The 16454-nt window shown below is 63.2% G+C and carries 12 protein-coding genes; 9 read left to right on the forward strand and 3 right to left on the reverse strand.

The features are described from left to right. Positions 1 to 55: 55 nt before the first annotated feature. The 8 genes from BN1130_RS11250 (at position 56) to BN1130_RS11285 (ending at position 12284) form a co-directional block, all read left to right on the forward strand. Positions 56 to 1204 (forward strand): isovaleryl-CoA dehydrogenase, encoded by a 1149-nt coding sequence (locus tag BN1130_RS11250; protein ID WP_042042115.1) that lies wholly within the window; start codon positions 56 to 58, stop codon positions 1202 to 1204. A 94-nt stretch (positions 1205 to 1298) separates the two neighbouring features. Then, a complete protein-coding gene (locus BN1130_RS11255; protein ID WP_042042116.1) occupies positions 1299 to 2912 on the forward strand; it encodes a carboxyl transferase domain-containing protein in 1614 nt (537 codons plus the stop codon). A gap of 21 nt (positions 2913 to 2933) precedes the next feature. After that, on the forward strand, positions 2934 to 3776 hold the full coding sequence (locus BN1130_RS11260) for an enoyl-CoA hydratase-related protein (protein ID WP_042042286.1): 843 nt from the start codon (positions 2934 to 2936) through the stop codon (positions 3774 to 3776). A 335-nt stretch (positions 3777 to 4111) separates the two neighbouring features. Beyond that, on the forward strand, positions 4112 to 6085 hold the full coding sequence (locus tag BN1130_RS11265; protein ID WP_042042117.1) for an acetyl/propionyl/methylcrotonyl-CoA carboxylase subunit alpha: 1974 nt from the start codon (positions 4112 to 4114) through the stop codon (positions 6083 to 6085). 76 nt (positions 6086 to 6161) lie between these two features. Continuing rightward, positions 6162 to 7139, forward strand: a complete 978-nt coding sequence (locus tag BN1130_RS11270; protein ID WP_042042118.1) for a hydroxymethylglutaryl-CoA lyase — start codon at positions 6162 to 6164, stop codon at positions 7137 to 7139. Continuing rightward, complete coding sequence (locus BN1130_RS11275) at positions 7129 to 7554, forward strand: MerR family transcriptional regulator (RefSeq protein ID WP_042042119.1); 426 nt, start codon at positions 7129 to 7131, stop codon at positions 7552 to 7554. Before BN1130_RS11270 ends, BN1130_RS11275 begins: the two co-directional genes overlap by 11 nt. 173 nt (positions 7555 to 7727) lie before the next feature. Further along, positions 7728 to 10661, forward strand: a complete 2934-nt coding sequence (locus BN1130_RS11280; RefSeq protein ID WP_042042120.1) for a DUF748 domain-containing protein — start codon at positions 7728 to 7730, stop codon at positions 10659 to 10661. A gap of 1026 nt (positions 10662 to 11687) precedes the next feature. Next, entirely contained in the window at positions 11688 to 12284 is a 597-nt protein-coding gene (locus tag BN1130_RS11285; protein ID WP_042042287.1) for an acetate uptake transporter, read from the forward strand. 140 nt (positions 12285 to 12424) lie between these two features. Here the strand turns inward: BN1130_RS11285 and BN1130_RS11290 are convergent, their stop codons facing one another. Both BN1130_RS11290 and BN1130_RS11295 read right to left on the reverse strand, forming a co-directional pair. Continuing rightward, positions 12425 to 13168, reverse strand: coding sequence for a M90 family metallopeptidase (locus BN1130_RS11290; protein ID WP_042042288.1), 744 nt, complete (start codon positions 13166 to 13168; stop codon positions 12425 to 12427). A 131-nt stretch (positions 13169 to 13299) separates the two neighbouring features. Next, positions 13300 to 13758 carry a GNAT family N-acetyltransferase gene (locus tag BN1130_RS11295; protein WP_157013983.1) on the reverse strand — a complete coding sequence of 153 codons (459 nt, stop codon included), beginning with the start codon at positions 13756 to 13758 and terminating at the stop codon, positions 13300 to 13302. A gap of 266 nt (positions 13759 to 14024) precedes the next feature. On the opposite strand from BN1130_RS11295, the gene BN1130_RS11300 reads away from it, so the two are divergent. Then, positions 14025 to 15527, forward strand: coding sequence for an alanine/glycine:cation symporter family protein (locus tag BN1130_RS11300; protein ID WP_042042121.1), 1503 nt, complete (start codon positions 14025 to 14027; stop codon positions 15525 to 15527). A gap of 76 nt (positions 15528 to 15603) precedes the next feature. Here BN1130_RS11300 and BN1130_RS11305 read toward each other — a convergent pair whose 3' ends face one another. After that, positions 15604 to 16440 carry a crotonase/enoyl-CoA hydratase family protein gene (locus BN1130_RS11305; RefSeq protein ID WP_370736609.1) on the reverse strand — a complete coding sequence of 279 codons (837 nt, stop codon included), beginning with the start codon at positions 16438 to 16440 and terminating at the stop codon, positions 15604 to 15606. Positions 16441 to 16454 lie beyond the last annotated feature (14 nt).

Here is a 16454-nt window from a genome sequence, read left to right on the forward strand (position 1 = left end):
CCTGCCGTCCCTGCACTCAGACCCCCTCCACCCTCGTGATGACAAGGAGACAGCTATGCCCCCATTGATGGATGAGACCCTGCTGGCCCTGACCGACCAGGTCGGCGCTTTCTGTCGACAAGTGATAGCGCCGCGCGCCGCCGAGATAGACAGCAGCAACCTCTTTCCCCGGGATCTCTGGCCCTTGATGGGAAGTCTCGGCCTGCATGGCATCACTGTCGGCGAGGAGTATGGCGGCGTGGGCCTGGGCTACCTGGCTCACGTGCTGGTGATGGAGCAGGTGAGCCGGGCCAGCGCCTCGGTCGGGCTCTCCTATGGCGCCCACTCCAACCTGTGCATCAACCAGATCCACCGCCACGGCACCCCCGATCAGAAGGCGCGTTACCTGCCTGATCTGGTCAGCGGCGCCAAGGTGGGCGCCCTGGCCATGAGCGAGCCAGGTGCCGGATCCGATGTGGTGAGCATGCGCCTGCTGGCCGAGGCGAGGGACAATCACTTCGTGCTGAACGGCAACAAGATGTGGATCACCAATGGCCCCGATGCCGAGACCTTTGTCATCTATGCCAAGACGGATGCCAAGGCGGGGGCCAAGGGGATATCCGCCTTCATCGTCGAGGCGGGAACCCCGGGATTTCGCACGGCCCAGAAGCTCGACAAGCTGGGCATGCGGGGCTCCAGTACCTGCGAGCTGGTGTTCGACAACTGCAACGTTCCCAAAGAGAACCTGCTCGGCCCGCTGCACGGGGGCATCAAGGTGCTGATGAGCGGTCTCGATTATGAGCGGGTGGTGCTGGCGGCGGGTCCCCTTGGCATCATGCAGGCCTGCATGGACGTGGCGTTGCCCTATGTGCGCGAGCGCAAGCAGTTCGGCCAGGCCATCGGTGAATTCCAGCTGGTGCAGGGCAAACTGGCCGACATGTACACCCGCCTGGCCAGCAGCCGGGCCCTGGTCTACTCGGTGGCCAACGCCTGCGATCAAGGGCAGACCAGCCGCAAGGATTGCGCCGCCGCCATCTTGCTTGCCGCGGAAAATGCCACCCAGATGGCACTGGATGCCATCCAGCTGCTCGGCGGCAATGGCTACATCAACGAATACCCGACCGGGCGCCTGCTGCGGGACGCCAAGCTGTACGAGATAGGTGCCGGCACCTCGGAGATCCGCCGCTGGCTCATCGGCCGCGAGCTGATGGGAGAGTCTGCATGAAGCCGTTGCACGCCCAGCTAGCACACCATAGCGCCGGTCGCTCTGTGACTCACCGGGCAGACCTTTTCCCTCACACCTTTTTAGGGGAGTCCGCATGAGCCAGATCCACTCCCAGCTCGACACCCATAGCCCCGACTATGAGGCCAACAGGGCCGCCATGCAGGCCCTGGTCGAGGATCTGCACGATCGGCTGGAGGAGATAACCCTGGGGGGCGGCGCCGTCAATCAGGCCCGCCACACCGGGCGTGGCAAGTTGCTGCCCCGCGAGCGCATCGACCGGCTGCTCGACCCCGGCTCCCCTTTCCTCGAGCTCTCCGCCCTGGCGGCCTGGGGGGTCTATGACGAAGCCGTCCCCGCCGCCGGTATCATCACCGGGCTTGGTCGCATCAACGGCAGGCTCTGCCTGCTGGTGGTCAACGACGCCACCGTCAAGGGCGGCACCTATTACCCCCTCACGGTGAAGAAACACCTGCGCGCCCAGGCCATCGCCGAGCGGTTGCGCCTCCCTTGCCTCTACCTGGTGGACTCTGGCGGCGCCTTCTTGCCGATGCAGGACGAGGTGTTTCCCGACCGGGATCATTTCGGCCGCATCTTCTACAACCAGGCTCGCCTCTCGGGCCAGGGCATCCCCCAGCTCGCCGTGGTGATGGGGCTCTGTACCGCAGGCGGCGCCTATGTGCCCGCCATGGCGGACGAATCCATCATGGTCAAACAGCAGGCCACCATCTTTCTGGCCGGCCCCCCCCTGGTCAAAGCCGCCACTGGCGAGGAGATCAGCGCCGAAGCGTTGGGGGGGGCCCTGGTCCACTGCGCCCACTCTGGCGTTGCCGATCACCTGGCCAGAGATGACGACCATGCCTTGCAACTGGCCCGCACCCTGGTCAGCAACCTGGGGGGCGACCAGCCAGCCAACCGCCCCCTCTATCGGGAGCCTGTCTATCCCATCGAGGAGCTCTATGGTCTGGTCGGTACCAGTCTGAAGCGGCCGGTGGAGGCGAGGGAGATCATCGCTCGCCTGGTCGATGGCTCGGACTTTGACGAGTTCAAGGCGCTGTACGGCACCACGCTCGTCACCGGCTTTGCCCAGATCCAGGGCATGGCCGTCGGGATCCTCGCCAACAACGGTGTGCTGCACAGCGACAGCGCCCAGAAGGGCGCCCACTTCATCCAGCTCTGCAACAGACGCGCCATCCCATTGCTGTTTCTGCAGAACATCACCGGCTTCATGGTGGGCAGCCAGGCCGAGCGCGAAGGGATCGCCAAACACGGTGCCAAGCTAGTTACTGCCGTTGCTTGCAGCCGGGTGCCCAAGCTCACCCTGATCACCGGGGGCAGCTTTGGCGCCGGCAACTACGGCATGTGTGGCCGCGCCTTTGACCCCGACTTCCTGTTCAGCTGGCCCAACAGCCGCATCTCCGTCATGGGGGGCGAACAGGCGGCTGGCGTCTTGGTGCAGGTGCGCCGCGACAAGCTCGCCGCAGCGGGAAAGCCCCTCGACGAGCAGGAGGCGCAGGCTATCCGCACCCCTGTGCTCGACCAGTATGAACGCCAGGGTCACCCCTACTACGCCAGTGCCCGGCTCTGGGACGATGGGGTCATCGACCCGGCCCAGAGCCGCACCATACTCGCACTGGCCCTGGCCGCCTGCCAGGATGCCCTGGCCCGCGCCCGAGTGACCCCCGAGCAATATGGCATCTTCCGGATGTAAGGAGCCCGTATGAAAGCAGACATGAGGTCATCCCCTGCCGCCCCCGACAACAGGGCCGCCCCGAATGCCGGATTTCGCCTGGAGCAGACTGGCCCCCTGGCTGAGCTGGTGCTCTGCCGCCCGGCACGCCATAACGCCTTTGACAAGGCGCTGATCCAGGGGCTGCTTGGCGCCTTGCGCGAGCTGGCTGGCCGCACTGAGCACACTCCCCGGGCGCTGCTGCTGCGCGCCGAGGGCAAGCACTTTTGCGCCGGCGCCGATCTCGACTGGATGCGGGATCTCTCCCATGCCGATGTTGAACACAACAGGGAGGATGCCCGCCAGCTCGCCCTGCTGATGCAAACCCTGGACGAGCTGCCCTTCCCTACCCTGGCCCTGGTGCAGGGCGCCGCCTATGGGGGGGCACTTGGTCTCATCTGTGCCTGCGACATCGCCCTGGCCAGCGACGATGCCCGCTTCTGCCTCTCCGAAGTGGGGCTCGGATTGGTGCCAGCGGTGATAAGCCCCTATGTGGTGCGCACCCTGGGGCAGCGCCAGGCACGGCGCTACATGCTCAGTGCCGAACCCTTCGATGCCATCACCGCCTGTCGGCTCAACGTGATTCATCAGCGGTTCAGCCCCGACGCCTTGCTGGAAGAGGGCCGTGCCCTGGCCCGAACGCTGTGCCAGAACGGCCCGGCGGCCATGGCCGACACCAAGGCACTGCTCGATAAGCTCGCCCATCTGCCCGCCAGTCAACACCAGGCGCTGACCGTGGATACCATTGCCCGGGTGCGGGTCGGCGCCGAGGCCCAGGAGGGGATGCAGGCTTTCTTTGACAAGCGCCCGCCCGCCTGGCGTCCCGAATGCAAGGAGAAACCATGACTGAGATAGTCCCGATTAAACGGCTGTTGATCGCCAATCGTGGCGAAAAAACCGGGGTGCGCCTACTGCCGCTTTTCACCGTCGCCGCCTCATCCCCGGAGCAGATGTCATGACAGAGATAGTCCCCATCAAACGACTGCTGATCGCCAATCGTGGCGAAAAAACCGGGGTGCGCCTACTGCCGCTTTTCACCGTCGCCGTCCCATCCCCGGAGCAGATGTCATGACAGAGATAGTCCCCATCAAACGGCTGCTGATCGCCAATCGTGGCGAAATAAACGGGGTGTGCTTACTGCCGCTTTTCACCGTCGCCGTCTCATCCCCGGAGCAGATGTCATGACAGAGATAGTCCCGATCAAACGACTGCTGATCGCCAATCGTGGCGAAATAGCGGTGCGTATCATCAAGACCGCGCGCCGCCTTGGCATTCACACCATCGCCCTCTACTCGGATGCCGACCACCAGGCCATGCCCGTGCGTGAAGCCGACGAGGCCTGGTATCTGGGTCCGGCACCTGCGCGGGAGAGCTACCTCGACGGTGCCAAGGTGCTCGCCATCGCCAGGCAGGCTGGCGCCGACGCCATCCACCCCGGCTATGGTTTTCTCTCTGAGAGCAGCGATTTCGCCCTTGCCTGCGAGGAGGCCGGGATCCGCTTCATCGGCCCCTCGGCGGCCGCCATCCTCGCCATGGGGGACAAATCCGGCGCCAAAGCGCTGATGGAAGCGGCGGGGGTGCCGGTGCTGCCCGGCTATCACGGCGCAGATCAGAGCCTGCTCGCCCTCAGAGCCCATGCCCAGAGCGTCGGCTTTCCCTTGCTCATCAAGGCCGCCAGCGGCGGCGGTGGCAAGGGGATGCGCCGGGTCGAGGCACTGGCCGATTTCGATGACGCCTTGGGGGCGGTCAAGCGGGAAGCCCTGGCGGCCTTTGGCGATGACAATGTGCTGCTCGAGCGCTACCTGGCCGGGGCAAGGCACGTCGAGGTGCAGGTATTTGCCGACAACAGCGGCTACACCCTCTCCCTCGGGGACAGGGACTGCTCGCTGCAGCGCCGTCATCAGAAGGTGATCGAGGAGGCGCCAGCCCCGGATATCCCCCCCGAGCTGCGCCGCGCCATGAGCGAAGCGGCGGTAGCCGCCGCCATGGCCATCGACTATCGCGGGGCTGGCACCATAGAGTTCCTGCTCTGCGAGGGCGCCTTCTATTTCATGGAGATGAATACCCGCCTGCAGGTTGAACACCCTGTGACCGAAGCGGTCACGGGTCTGGATCTGGTGGCCTGGCAGCTCGCCGTCGCCGAAGGACGCCCGCTGCCCCTGAGCCAACATCAGGTTCAGCTGCGCGGCCACGCGGTGGAGGCACGCCTCTACGCCGAGGACGTGGCCGCCGGTTTCCTGCCAGCGAGCGGCCCCATCCACTGGCTGCACTGGCCGACAGGGGTGCGCATCGATACCGGGGTGGCCGCGGGTGACGCCGTGAGCCCCTACTATGACCCCATGATCGCCAAGCTGGTCGCCCATGGCGAGCACCGCGCCCAGGCCCTGGCCAGATTGAGCGAGGCCCTCACGGCCCTGGAGATAGGCCCGCTGACCCACAACGGCGCCTTGCTGGCACGCCTGTGCCAGGAGCCGGACGTGCTCGGGATGCGCCACCATACCCAGTGGCCACTCCCCACCTATCCTCAACCTCTGCCCGAGCTCGCGGGGCCCCTGGCCACCCTCTGGCTCGCCCATAGTGCCGCCAGCAGTGACCCCTGGCACAAGGCAACCGGATTTCGGCTCGGACGACACCAGACCTGGACGGCAGCCGTGACCCTGGCCGGGCAGCGTCATCAACTCACCCTGCACTCATCCGAGGGAAAACTGAGCTGGCAGGGCCAGTCGATCCCCTACGTCATGGCCGAGGATCATATTCGCCTGCAGTGGCAGGGGCGCTGGCAGCGCTACCCTGTCCGAACCTTGCGCCAGGGGGATCAACGCCAACCAGGTTTCGTGCTGACCCTGGCGGGACAACAGATCCCCTTCGGCCCGGCCCAGGAGGTGGCGCAACAGGATCACCACGGGGATGAGGCAAGCGGCAGGTCCGTCACCCTGGCCCCCATGCATGGCCTGGTGGTCGCCCTGCTGATAGAGGCCGGTCAAGCGGTGAGCCGGGGGCAGCCACTGCTGGTGCTGGAGGCGATGAAGATGGAGCACCAGCTGCGCGCCCAGCAAGATGGCGTCATCGCCGAACTGCTCTGCCGCGAGGGGGATCAGGTCAGCCAGGGGGCTCCCCTGGTGCGCTTTTTGGAGAGTACAGAGGCCGCCAACTAGCCATGACAGGGCTCACAGCAGCCTTCTTGCCACCACATAGTGGTTGGCCGCAACCAGAGTCATAGAGGGGATCAGCATGACGCAGATAATGGAGCAGGATGACAGGGTCAGCCTGGTCGAGATGGGGCCAAGGGATGGCCTGCAAAACGAAGTGGTCCAGCTCACGCTGCCCCAGAAGCTGGCGCTGATCCGGCGACTCGGCGAGAGCGGCTTGCAGCGCATCGAGGTCGGCGCCTTTGTCTCCCCGAAACGGGTGCCCCAGATGGCAGACTCCGCCGCCCTGCTGGCCGCCCTGCCCCGGGGCGCCATGCCGGGCAGAGCGCCGGTTCGATATGGCGCCCTGGTGCCCAACCTGCAAGGGCTGCAGGGGGCTATCAATGCTCGGGTCGATGAGATTGGCCTGTTCACCGCCTGCACGGATGGCTTCACCCGGGCCAACATCGGCATCAGCGTGGAGGAGTCCCTGGTGCGCTTCGCCCCTCTGGTGCAGGAGGCGCGCCGCCTGGGTATCCGGGTACGCGGTTATCTCTCCACCGTCATCGCCTGCCCCTTCGATGGTCCGACCCGTCCCAAGCGGGTGGCGGCCATGGCCGAACGGCTGCTGGGTTTGGGCTGCCACGAAATATCCCTCGGGGACACCACAGGGGTCGGCACCCCAGGCACTGTGGTGCCCATGCTCGACGCCGTGCTGCGGGAGATCCCCGCCGGGCGCCTGGCGGTGCACTTTCACGATACCTATGGTCAGGCCCTGGCCAATTTGATGCCGGCCCTGGAGCGTGGCATTCGCACCATCGACAGCTCGGTGGCCGGGCTCGGCGGCTGCCCTTATGCACCGGGGGCGTCCGGTAATCTGGCCAGTGAAGAGGTGGTCTATCTGTTGCGAGGGCTGGGCATGCAGACCGGGGTGGATCTCGATAGCCTCGCCGCCACCGGCCAATGGGTGAGCGAGCTGCTTGGCCGACCCAACGCCTCCCGAGTCGGTCGCGCCCTCGCCGCCCGGCGAGAGCCGTCGGCCATGATGGACAACCACGAAGGGGGCTGCCATGCCAGATAATCACGCCGGCAGGGAGGTCACCTACAGCATCTCGGAACTGGCGCAGGAGTTTGACATCACGGCCCGCACCATTCGCTACTACGAAGATGAGGGGCTCATCTCCCCGACCCGGGAGGGCCAGAATCGCATCTACAGCCACAAGGACAAGATCCGTCTCAAGCTGACCCTGCGCGGCAAGCGCCTCGGCTTTAGCCTGGCCGAGATCCGCGAACTCTTTGACATGTATGACACCGACAGATCCAGCCGCACCCAGTTGCTCTCCATGGTTCAGCTCATCGAGTCCAAACGCGAGGCGCTGCGCCAGCAGCAAGAAGACATCCAGATGGTGCTGGCCGAGCTGGAAAGCGCCGAGCGACGCTGCGCCGGGGCCCTCGATAATCTCGGTGATCAGGGGGGATTGGGCCAGTTGGGCTGATACGCAATAAGAGACGGGGAATTGCAGGCCTGGACCAAACGGACGTTGGACCAGCCTGCCTGCGATCCCCTGCCCCGACGTGAAGAGCAGTAGGAGGCGATTGACGCTGCCTATGGCCCTTAGCCCCAAGGGCATGTTATAGCTAGCGCGTCTCGCCCCTTCAGGAGAATTCGATGGCTCTGCCTTCCCGCCGCCTTGTGCTGTCGCTCATCGCCGGCCTGCTACTGCTGCTCTTCATTGGAGTCATCGTATTGCTGTGGCAAGCCCCCGCCCTGACGGTGCGCTATCTGCCCGGCTGGTTGAAACAGGAGTATGGCCTCAACCTCACCCTGGGCAAGATCCAGGTCAATCTGCAACAACCCTCATTGACCCTGGGCCCCAGCGCCCTCACCGATGAGAACGGCAATCCCCTGCTCAGCCTGGCCGAGCTCAGCCTCAGACCCGATCTCAAGGCAAGTTGGCACCAAAAGGGCCTGGTACTCACCGAGGCGACCCTGCTCGCCCCCAAACTGGCGTTGCAGCGGCTGGCCCCCGACCCCAAACAGCCAGGCACGCCCCGCTTCAATTTGACCGATGCCCTGAGCCAGTTGCTTGCCCCCTCCCCCAGGGCCGCCAGTGAGCCACCCGGTTCTCCCCCCTTGTTCGAGATAGCCAGGCTGACGCTGCAGCAGGGCAGCCTGACTTATCGGGACAGCCGCCCCGCACAGGCCGATGGCTGGTTGCCGCCCCAAACCCTGAGCGGGCTGACGCTCACCCTGACCAATATCCGCTCGCTTCCCGATCAGAACACGCTCTACACCCTGGCCGCCAATCTCGGCAAGAGTCCGCTAAAGGCCGAGGGCAGTTTCAATTTGAGTGGCGCCAGCCAGGGCACTCTCAGCCTGGCCAAGCTGCCCCTCAAGGCTTTTGCCCCGCTCTGGGCCCCCTATCTGACGCTGGATTTGAACAAGGGTCAGGCCAGCGCCCGGGCCAGCTATCGCCTGACCCCGGGCAAGCAGGGACTGGATTGGCAACTGAGCAAGGGCAAGTTGACCCTGGATGGGTGGCAACTGACATACCCCAAGGGGGCAGAGTTTGCCCGCTTCACGCAACTGGCGCTGAGTGATATCAATCTGGATAGCCGGCAGCAACTGCTGAAAATTGGCACCCTGAACCTGCAGCAACCTGTGCTGCGCGCCGCCCTGGATGCTCAACACAACCTGGACTTGAGCAAGGTATTGGCGCCCCGGATTGCACAGACGAAGCCCAAGCCCGCCACCACCAAGGGGGGCAAGGCCGCCAAACCACAGAGCGCTCCCTGGCGCTGGCAGCTCGGCCAGATTGCGCTGCACAAAGGCAGTCTCAACCTGCTCGAATCGAGCAGCGGCAAGCCGCTAGTCCGCGAGCTGACGAGCCTCGAACTGACCCTGAGCGGACTCGATAACCGCCTGGGCAAGGCAAGCCCCCTCACCCTGAAGAGCAGCCTCAACCAGCAGGCTCAGATCGCCTTCGAGGGCAAACTGACCCCCATGCCCTTCGCCCTGGAGGGGGAGATCAAGCAGCAAGGATTGCCACTGAGCTGGGCCCAGCCCTATCTGCAGGCGCGCGCCCGCGTCAAGGTACAAGAGGGAGTGCTGTCGAGCCGGCTCAAGCTCGCCCTCGCCACCAATGACAAGGGTGACCTCACCAAGTTTGACCTTGGCGGCGGGCTCGACATCGATGGACTCAATGTGTTGAGTCGCGCCGACAACCAGCGCTTGCTGCAGATAGCCCGACTCGAGCTGACCGGACTCCACTATGAGGGATTAAGCCAGCAGGTGAAGATAGATGACATCTTGTTGCGCCAACCCTTCGCCCGCATCGAGATCAACGAGGATGGCACCACCAATGTTCAGCAGCTGATCTTGCCTGCCCCTGCGGCTGGCGAGGGCTCAGCGACTACCCATGCAGGCCCGGAGCCTCGCTTGGTCATCGATCAGATCCGTGTCCAGCAGGGCAATCTGCGCTTTGCCGATCGCAGCCTGAGCCAGGAGTTCAATGCCGATATTGCCGATCTGAACGGTCAGAGCCGCCACATCACCAATATTCCCAACCAGCGATCCGACATCGCCTTCAACGGCAAGGTCGACAAATATGCCCCCGTGACCATCAGGGGCGGCGCCAACCTGCTCATCGATGAGCCCGAACTGGACCTGGCCGTCGCCTTCAACAATCTGGAGATGACCAGCTTCAGCCCCTATTCCGGTACCTATGCGGGCTATGCCATCGACAAGGGGCAGCTCACCATGAAGCTCAACTATCGCCTGGTCGGTAACCGCCTGGAGGGCGACAACGACATCATCATCAAGAAGCTGCAACTGGGCGAGAAGATAGCCAGTGACAAGGCCAAGGATCTGCCACTGGGACTGGCTGTGGCCCTGCTCAGCGATGCCAATGGCGTCATCAGGCTCAACCTCAAGGTGAAGGGCAACCTGGATCAGCCTGATTTCAGCCTGGGGAGCATCTTCTGGAATGTGCTGGGCAACACGCTGCGCAAGGCCATCACCTCCCCCTTCTCCCTGCTTGCCTCCCTCGCGGGAGGGACGAAAGATCTCGATGAACTCTCCTTTGCGCCCGGCGAGTATGAGCTGACACAGAGCCAGCAGAGCAAGCTGGCCAAGCTCGCCGAGGCGCTCAAGGCCAGACCCCAGCTCAGCATGAATATCCGCGGCAAGGTGAATTTCAATGAGGAGCGCCCCCTGCTGCAACACCAGAAGCTGGAGCGGGTACTGGCCAGGATCACCGGCAGCCCGGTTGACCTGACCCGACTTGGCCAAGATGAGGCCATGCAGACCGCCCTGGCCCAGGCCTATCAGGAGCGCTTCAAGGAGGATGTCGCGGCCCTGTCGGACCGGCTCGGCCTGGCGGTCACCAGCATGGCGCTGCGGGATCAGGCGGTCATCTTGCTGCGGGATCAGCAGCTCATCACCGCCAAGTCACTGCGCAACCTTGCCATGGCCCGGGCCCGCAACACCAAGAGCTATCTGGTCGAGACACAAGCCATTACCCCGGATCGCCTGTTCGTGCTCGACAGCCAGGTCAAGGAGACCGACAAGACCGCCAGGGTGGTGCTCACCCTGGATGAGTGAGCTGCCCACTAGGCTGGGCAAACGCATTGGGGATGGCTCCTCTGTCTCTGCCCTTCACCCTGTGATGCCGGCAATCAGCGCGCAGGAGCGACTTGCGCGGCATCCCCGGCGGCGCCTCCGCACGGGCTCCTCCTCTCCCCGATCAGCCCCTTCTCCGGGATGGGTGTCAGGCCGTCTCTGAGCGAGGCCGTCATGCTGATGGCCAGCGTGAGCACCGCCTGCGACAGGGGCTCACACTCCCTTCAATGGGGGCTGAATAACCCCCGTTATCGCCAGCTGCGGCACCCGGCTCGTCACTGCCATCCCATCTCTGAGCCTGCCAATGTGCGGGCATGAGCCCCGTTCAAGCTGGACTCACACGGGAGGTGCCCGGCGCCGAACCGCCCCGATCCGCTGCTAAGCCGATTGAACCAGGGCTCTGTCACACTGTGTTTCAAACATGGTCATCAAGCTCTGGTTTGATGGCATATTCGTTCGAAATGCAACCATCTCTTTGTCGGCTCGTGTGGAGACAATCCTGACGACCCGGGCCAGCCAATGACCCCGGCAGCCCCAGGTGCACTGACTCGCCGGTTGTGGGAATGAGATCCCGTATCTCGAGAGAGACGACCCCACCTGGTGCCCTCACCTGCCGAGGCAAGCGATACCTGCGGCGGACACCGTACCTGGCATCTCATCAACGGTTGATGAAGAGAGTGGCCTCCTTGTGGCGGCGAGGGATGCGCTGCGGATGCTGCACTTGGCATCACATCAGCGGCGCAGAGAGATAACGGCGCCCAACTGGCCCCCTCCCCCGACCAGACCTGATGGCATCCAATCTGGTAATAAACACAAAAAAACAACCTGTTCCCTACCTTTCATTTACCAATTAACCACTGATTACCCACGATTGAACCCTGCCCTGGTCTGAGTTGTAGTTTTTTTACTATTTAACTGCCCTTTCCCCTTGCGAGGGCGTGGAGCCCTGCCTAAAATCCCGCGTCCTTTGAACAACCCCCACACATTTTTGGAGAACACCACGTGAGCGTGAGCGAAAAACTGGCCAACCCTGCCCCCCTCGGTCTGATGGGCTTCGGCATGACCACTGTCCTGCTGAACATCCACAATGCGGGTTTCTTCCCCATCAGCGCCATGATCCTGGCCATGGGCCTGTGCTATGGCGGTCTGGCCCAGATCATCGCCGGTATCATGGAGTACAAGCGTGGCAATACATTTGGCGTCACCGCCTTCATCTCCTACGGCACCTTCTGGTGGAGCCTGGTACTGCTGATGGTCCTGCCGGCAATGGGCCTGGCCGAAGCCACCCCCGCCGCCTTCATGGGTTGGTACCTGCTGATGTGGGGCATGTTCACCCTCTTCATGATGGTCGGGACAGTCAACTACCCGCGCGCCAAGCAGTTCGTGTTCGCCTCCCTGACCGTGCTGTTCTTCCTGCTGGCTGCCCACAACTTCACCGGTAGCGCACTGATCGGTCACATCGCCGGTTTCGAAGGCATCATCTGCGGTGCCAGCGCCATCTACCTGGCCATGGCGACCGTGATCAATGAGCAGTTCGGTCGCACCGTATTGCCGATTGGCGATCACAAGAAAGCCGCCACCGTGCAGCTTAAAGCCGCCGCCTAAGCGCCCGCAGGCAAGGGCCAGCCTCAGGTTGACCCTCGCCACGGCGATAAAACACAGAAGGCACCCCCAGGGGTGCCTTCTTGCTATCTGTCCCTTGCCAACCGCACGCCTCTGCGCAGTCCGCTTCTCTTGTACGCGGACTAAGGTGACGGCGAGTCCCGCTCCCCCTCGTCAGCCTCCGGCTGCCGTTGCAGGGGATCCTGGCCATAGAAGCGGGTGAACAAGCCATACACCGCCGGGAAGGCGTGATGCAGCTGCCGAGGTTGGCTGAAGAAGAGCTCGCTGCACACGGCAAAAAATTCGGCCGGATGACTGGCAGCATACGAGTCTATCAATGTCGCCTCCCCCCGCTCGCACTGGCCCTGAAGCTGGTCGAACGCCTGCTGGCAGGTGACGGCCCACTCAGATCCTGTCAAGCCCGCCGGCAAAGGGGGCGCGCCGTCGGCCTCTCCCCCCAGCATGTCGAGCTTGTGGGCAAGCTCGTGAATGATGAGGTTATAGCCATCCCAATCGCCGTCCTGCTGCAGCTCGCTCCAGGCCAGCACCAGCGGCCCCTGGGGCCAGGCCTCGCCGGCATTCTCCTCCTCCCACTCGCTCACCAGACCGAACTCGTCCTGCACCTGCTGACGGCGAGCGACGGGCTCGGGAATGATGATGATCTCATGAAAGCCCCGATACCAGTCGAGACTGAGCGCCAGAATGGGCAAGGCGCCTTGCAGTGCCAGGGCACGCCGTTGACGCTCACTCAGCTCGACACCGAGCAGGGTCCAGCTCTTGCGCTCGAGCAGGCGGCGCGCCAGAGTCACCAACTGAGCCTGCTGGGCCTCATTCAAGCCATGGAGAATAGGGATGGCAGCAAACAACCCCTGCCACTCCTCCTCCATGGGTCTGCCCGGTGATTGGGCATCTGCGACGGCCTTGCACTGACTCGGTGCACCCAACAGGGTGCAGAGCAAGCGGCTTGCCCTGATAGCTGACCACACGCTCGCCACTCAATACCTCGACCATTGGGATGTCATTGTGATAGCAGGGATTTGACGAAGCGCGTTGGCTTCTCCCGATAACCCTGCTGCTGATAGAAGTGATGGGCCCGCTCACGGTGCGGGCTGCTGGAGAGTTCAATCTGGCCACAACCGGCCTCCCGGGCCACCTGTTCGGCGGCCGCCAGCAAGGCGGCCCCCCAGCCCTGACCGCGAGCCTCCTCATCGACCACCAGCGCCGAGATCAATGCCCAGCCTGGCGCCAGATGCAGAGGCCGCAACAGATGCAGCACCAGCCCCCCCGTCACGCCGTGCAGGTTTTCACTCACCAGCACCTGTCGTCCGGGCTCCATCGCCAGCAGATCCGCCACCAGCCTGCCGGGTTCATCCCCATAGCCGAGCTGGACAAAGAGCCTCGCCATCACCTCCGCATCGGCGACCCCTGCCAGGCGTATGCCCTCACCGGGACCGATATCTTCCATCTGCTCATTCATGATTGGCCTCAAAATTGCTCTATCACTGCCAAGGCACTGTTTCAGGAGAAAATAACGCCGTTTCATCCCGTTAATCAAGCCGTGAAAAGCGCGCCACCATATCGAGTTCACAAATTGGCAACATTAACGCAAATTTCACTGGGAAGCGCCGAAGCAAGTCGATATGTTAAACGCCTCGGCCGATGCCGACAGCAGAAATGACTGAATAACAAAGATCGAGTGGGCAAAAGCCCGCCGGAAGTCTCACAACAAAGGAGTTGTTGTACATGAACGAGATCGTCAATGCCATCAATGGTGTGATTTGGAGCCCTGCGCTCATCTATCTGTGCCTCGGGGTAGGTTTCTATTTCTCCTGCCGCACCCGCTTCCTGCAACTGCGCCATATCAAGGAGATGGTGCGTTTGATGATGGACGGCAAGGCGACCGATGCCGGTGTCTCCTCCTTCCAGGCGCTGACCATGACCCTGGCAGGCCGAGTCGGGACAGGTAACATTGCAGGGGTGGCCACCGCCATCACCTTCGGTGGCCCCGGCGCCCTGTTCTGGATGTGGATGGTGGCCTTCCTGGGCGCCAGCTCCGCCTTTGTGGAGTCCACCCTGGGTCAGGTTTATAAAGAGAAGATCAACGGTGAATTCCGTGGTGGCCCCGCCTTCTATATCGAGAAGGGTCTGGGGATGAGCTGGTATGCTTGGATCTTCGCCATCGCCACCATCTTCGCCTGCGGTATCTTGCTGCCGGGCGTGCAAGCGAACTCCATCGGCTCCAGCCTGCAGACCGCCTTTGATATTGACCCCAACGTGACCGCCGCCGTGCTGGCACTGCTGCTGGGCTTCATCATCTTCGGTGGCGTCAAGCGCATCGCCCACTTTGCCTCGACGGTGGTGCCCTTCATGGCACTGGCCTACATCATTGTGGCCTGCGTCATCATCGCCCTCAATATCGGCCAACTGCCAGGTGTCATCCTGCTTATCTGGAAGAGCGCCTTCGGTCTGGATGCCGGTTTCGGTGCCATTCTGGGTCTGGCCATCATGTGGGGCGTGAAGCGCGGTGTCTATTCCAACGAAGCCGGTCAGGGTACTGGCCCCCATGCCTCGTCCGCAGCGGCCGTGAGCCACCCGGCCAAACAGGGTCTGGTTCAGGCGTTCTCCGTCTACATCGATACCCTGTTTGTCTGCTCCGCCACCGGTTTCATGCTGCTCATCACCGGCCTCTATAACGTACAAGGCCCGGATGGCGCCGCCCTTCATACGGGTATCGCCGGTATTGCCGCAGGCCCTGGCTATGTGCAGACCGCCATGGAGAGCATGATGCCCGGCTTTGGCAACATCTTCGTCGCCATCGCGCTCTTCTTCTTCGCCTTCACCACCATCGTCGCCTACTACTACATCGCCGAGACCAACATTGCCTTCATCAACCGCAAGATCAATCGCCCCTGGTTGACCTTCGTGCTGAAGATTGGCTTGATGGCCGCCACCGTGTACGGCACCGTCAAGACCGCCGACTTGGCCTGGGGACTGGGTGATATTGGCGTCGGTCTGATGGCCTGGTTGAACATCATCGCCATCCTGCTGATGCAAAAAACCGCCTTCATCTGCCTGAAGGATTACGAAAGCCAGAAGGCTCAGGGAGTCGACCCCGTCTTCCACCCCGAGAAGCTTGGCATCAAGAACGCCGACTACTGGACGGGTCGCCGCTCCGAGCACAATCTGGAGCAGGAACATAGCGGCCACGAATTCGAGCCAGACCGCGAGCCAGGTGCTAGCAAGTAAGCCCGATATTCACTCATCAAAATGGCAGCCTCGGCTGCCATTTTTCATGTTGTCTGCTGCCCGGCGTGGGCTCGGCTCAGTGCCGGTCACGGCGTGGCCCAAAGCGCAGTCGCCAGCCAAACAGCCCGTTGAGGGTGGCACGCCACTGATTGGGGCGTCCCAGGATCTGCTTCTGCAAGCGGGTCTCTTCGTTGAGCATCGTCTCGTCACTGTGCGCCCAAGCCTGACGGTAAAGGTGTTTGATCCCCGCCAGTGCATCCGGTGATTTACCCAGCAGGCTATTGGCGAAAGCACGGGCCTCGGCCAGGGGATCCTCGCAGACCCGGCTCACCAGCCCCAGCGCCTTGGCCTCGGGGGCCAGCAACTCGCGTCCGCTCATGGCAAGCTCCATGGCCGTATCGACGCCCATGAGGTTGCGCAGGGTGACGCTGCCGCTCATGTCCGGGATGATGCCCCACTTGATCTCCATCACCGAGAAGCGGCAATCCGGCGTGCTGAAACGAAAATCGGCGCCCAATGCAATCTGCAGGCCGCCACCGAAACAGACCCCCTGGGTGACGGCGATCACCGGCACCGGCAGCTGACGCCAGCCATAGGCCACCCGCTGGGCCAGATTGGTCGCCTCGTCCGCCTCGCGCTTCAAGATATCCAGCGCGGCCAGCGGCTGCTTGAGCATGGCCTTCACATCCAGCCCGGCGCAGAAGCCACGCCCCTCTCCGTGCAGGATCACGGCCCTCAGCCCAGGCATCTGCCGCAGACTCTGAAGGGTCTGAACCAGGGCCAAAAACATGGGCAAGTCCAACGCATTGAGCTTGTCTGGCCGGCTCAGCATCACCTCGGCGATGCCCTGTTCAATCTTGCAGTTCACCCGCTGCTGGCCGATGGCCGGCGACTTGGCACTGGTTATCTCCATGACGCTTCCTTGTT

It is taken from the genome of Aeromonas rivuli (assembly GCF_000820045.1).
Taxonomy (GTDB): domain Bacteria; phylum Pseudomonadota; class Gammaproteobacteria; order Enterobacterales; family Aeromonadaceae; genus Aeromonas; species Aeromonas rivuli.

Coding starts and splice junctions, on each gene's coding strand:
- BN1130_RS11270 (WP_042042118.1), top strand. CDS start 6,162: ATGACGCAGATAATGGAGCAGGATGACAGGGTCAGCCTGGTCGAGATG.
- BN1130_RS11250 (WP_042042115.1), top strand. CDS start 56: ATGCCCCCATTGATGGATGAGACCCTGCTGGCCCTGACCGACCAGGTC.
- BN1130_RS11265 (WP_042042117.1), top strand. CDS start 4,112: ATGACAGAGATAGTCCCGATCAAACGACTGCTGATCGCCAATCGTGGC.
- BN1130_RS11275 (WP_042042119.1), top strand. CDS start 7,129: ATGCCAGATAATCACGCCGGCAGGGAGGTCACCTACAGCATCTCGGAA.
- BN1130_RS11295 (WP_157013983.1), bottom strand. CDS start 13,758: ATGAATGAGCAGATGGAAGATATCGGTCCCGGTGAGGGCATACGCCTG.
- BN1130_RS11305 (WP_370736609.1), bottom strand. CDS start 16,440: ATGGAGATAACCAGTGCCAAGTCGCCGGCCATCGGCCAGCAGCGGGTG.
- BN1130_RS11300 (WP_042042121.1), top strand. CDS start 14,025: ATGAACGAGATCGTCAATGCCATCAATGGTGTGATTTGGAGCCCTGCG.
- BN1130_RS11260 (WP_042042286.1), top strand. CDS start 2,934: ATGAGGTCATCCCCTGCCGCCCCCGACAACAGGGCCGCCCCGAATGCC.
- BN1130_RS11280 (WP_042042120.1), top strand. CDS start 7,728: ATGGCTCTGCCTTCCCGCCGCCTTGTGCTGTCGCTCATCGCCGGCCTG.
- BN1130_RS11290 (WP_042042288.1), bottom strand. CDS start 13,168: ATGGAGGAGGAGTGGCAGGGGTTGTTTGCTGCCATCCCTATTCTCCAT.
- BN1130_RS11255 (WP_042042116.1), top strand. CDS start 1,299: ATGAGCCAGATCCACTCCCAGCTCGACACCCATAGCCCCGACTATGAG.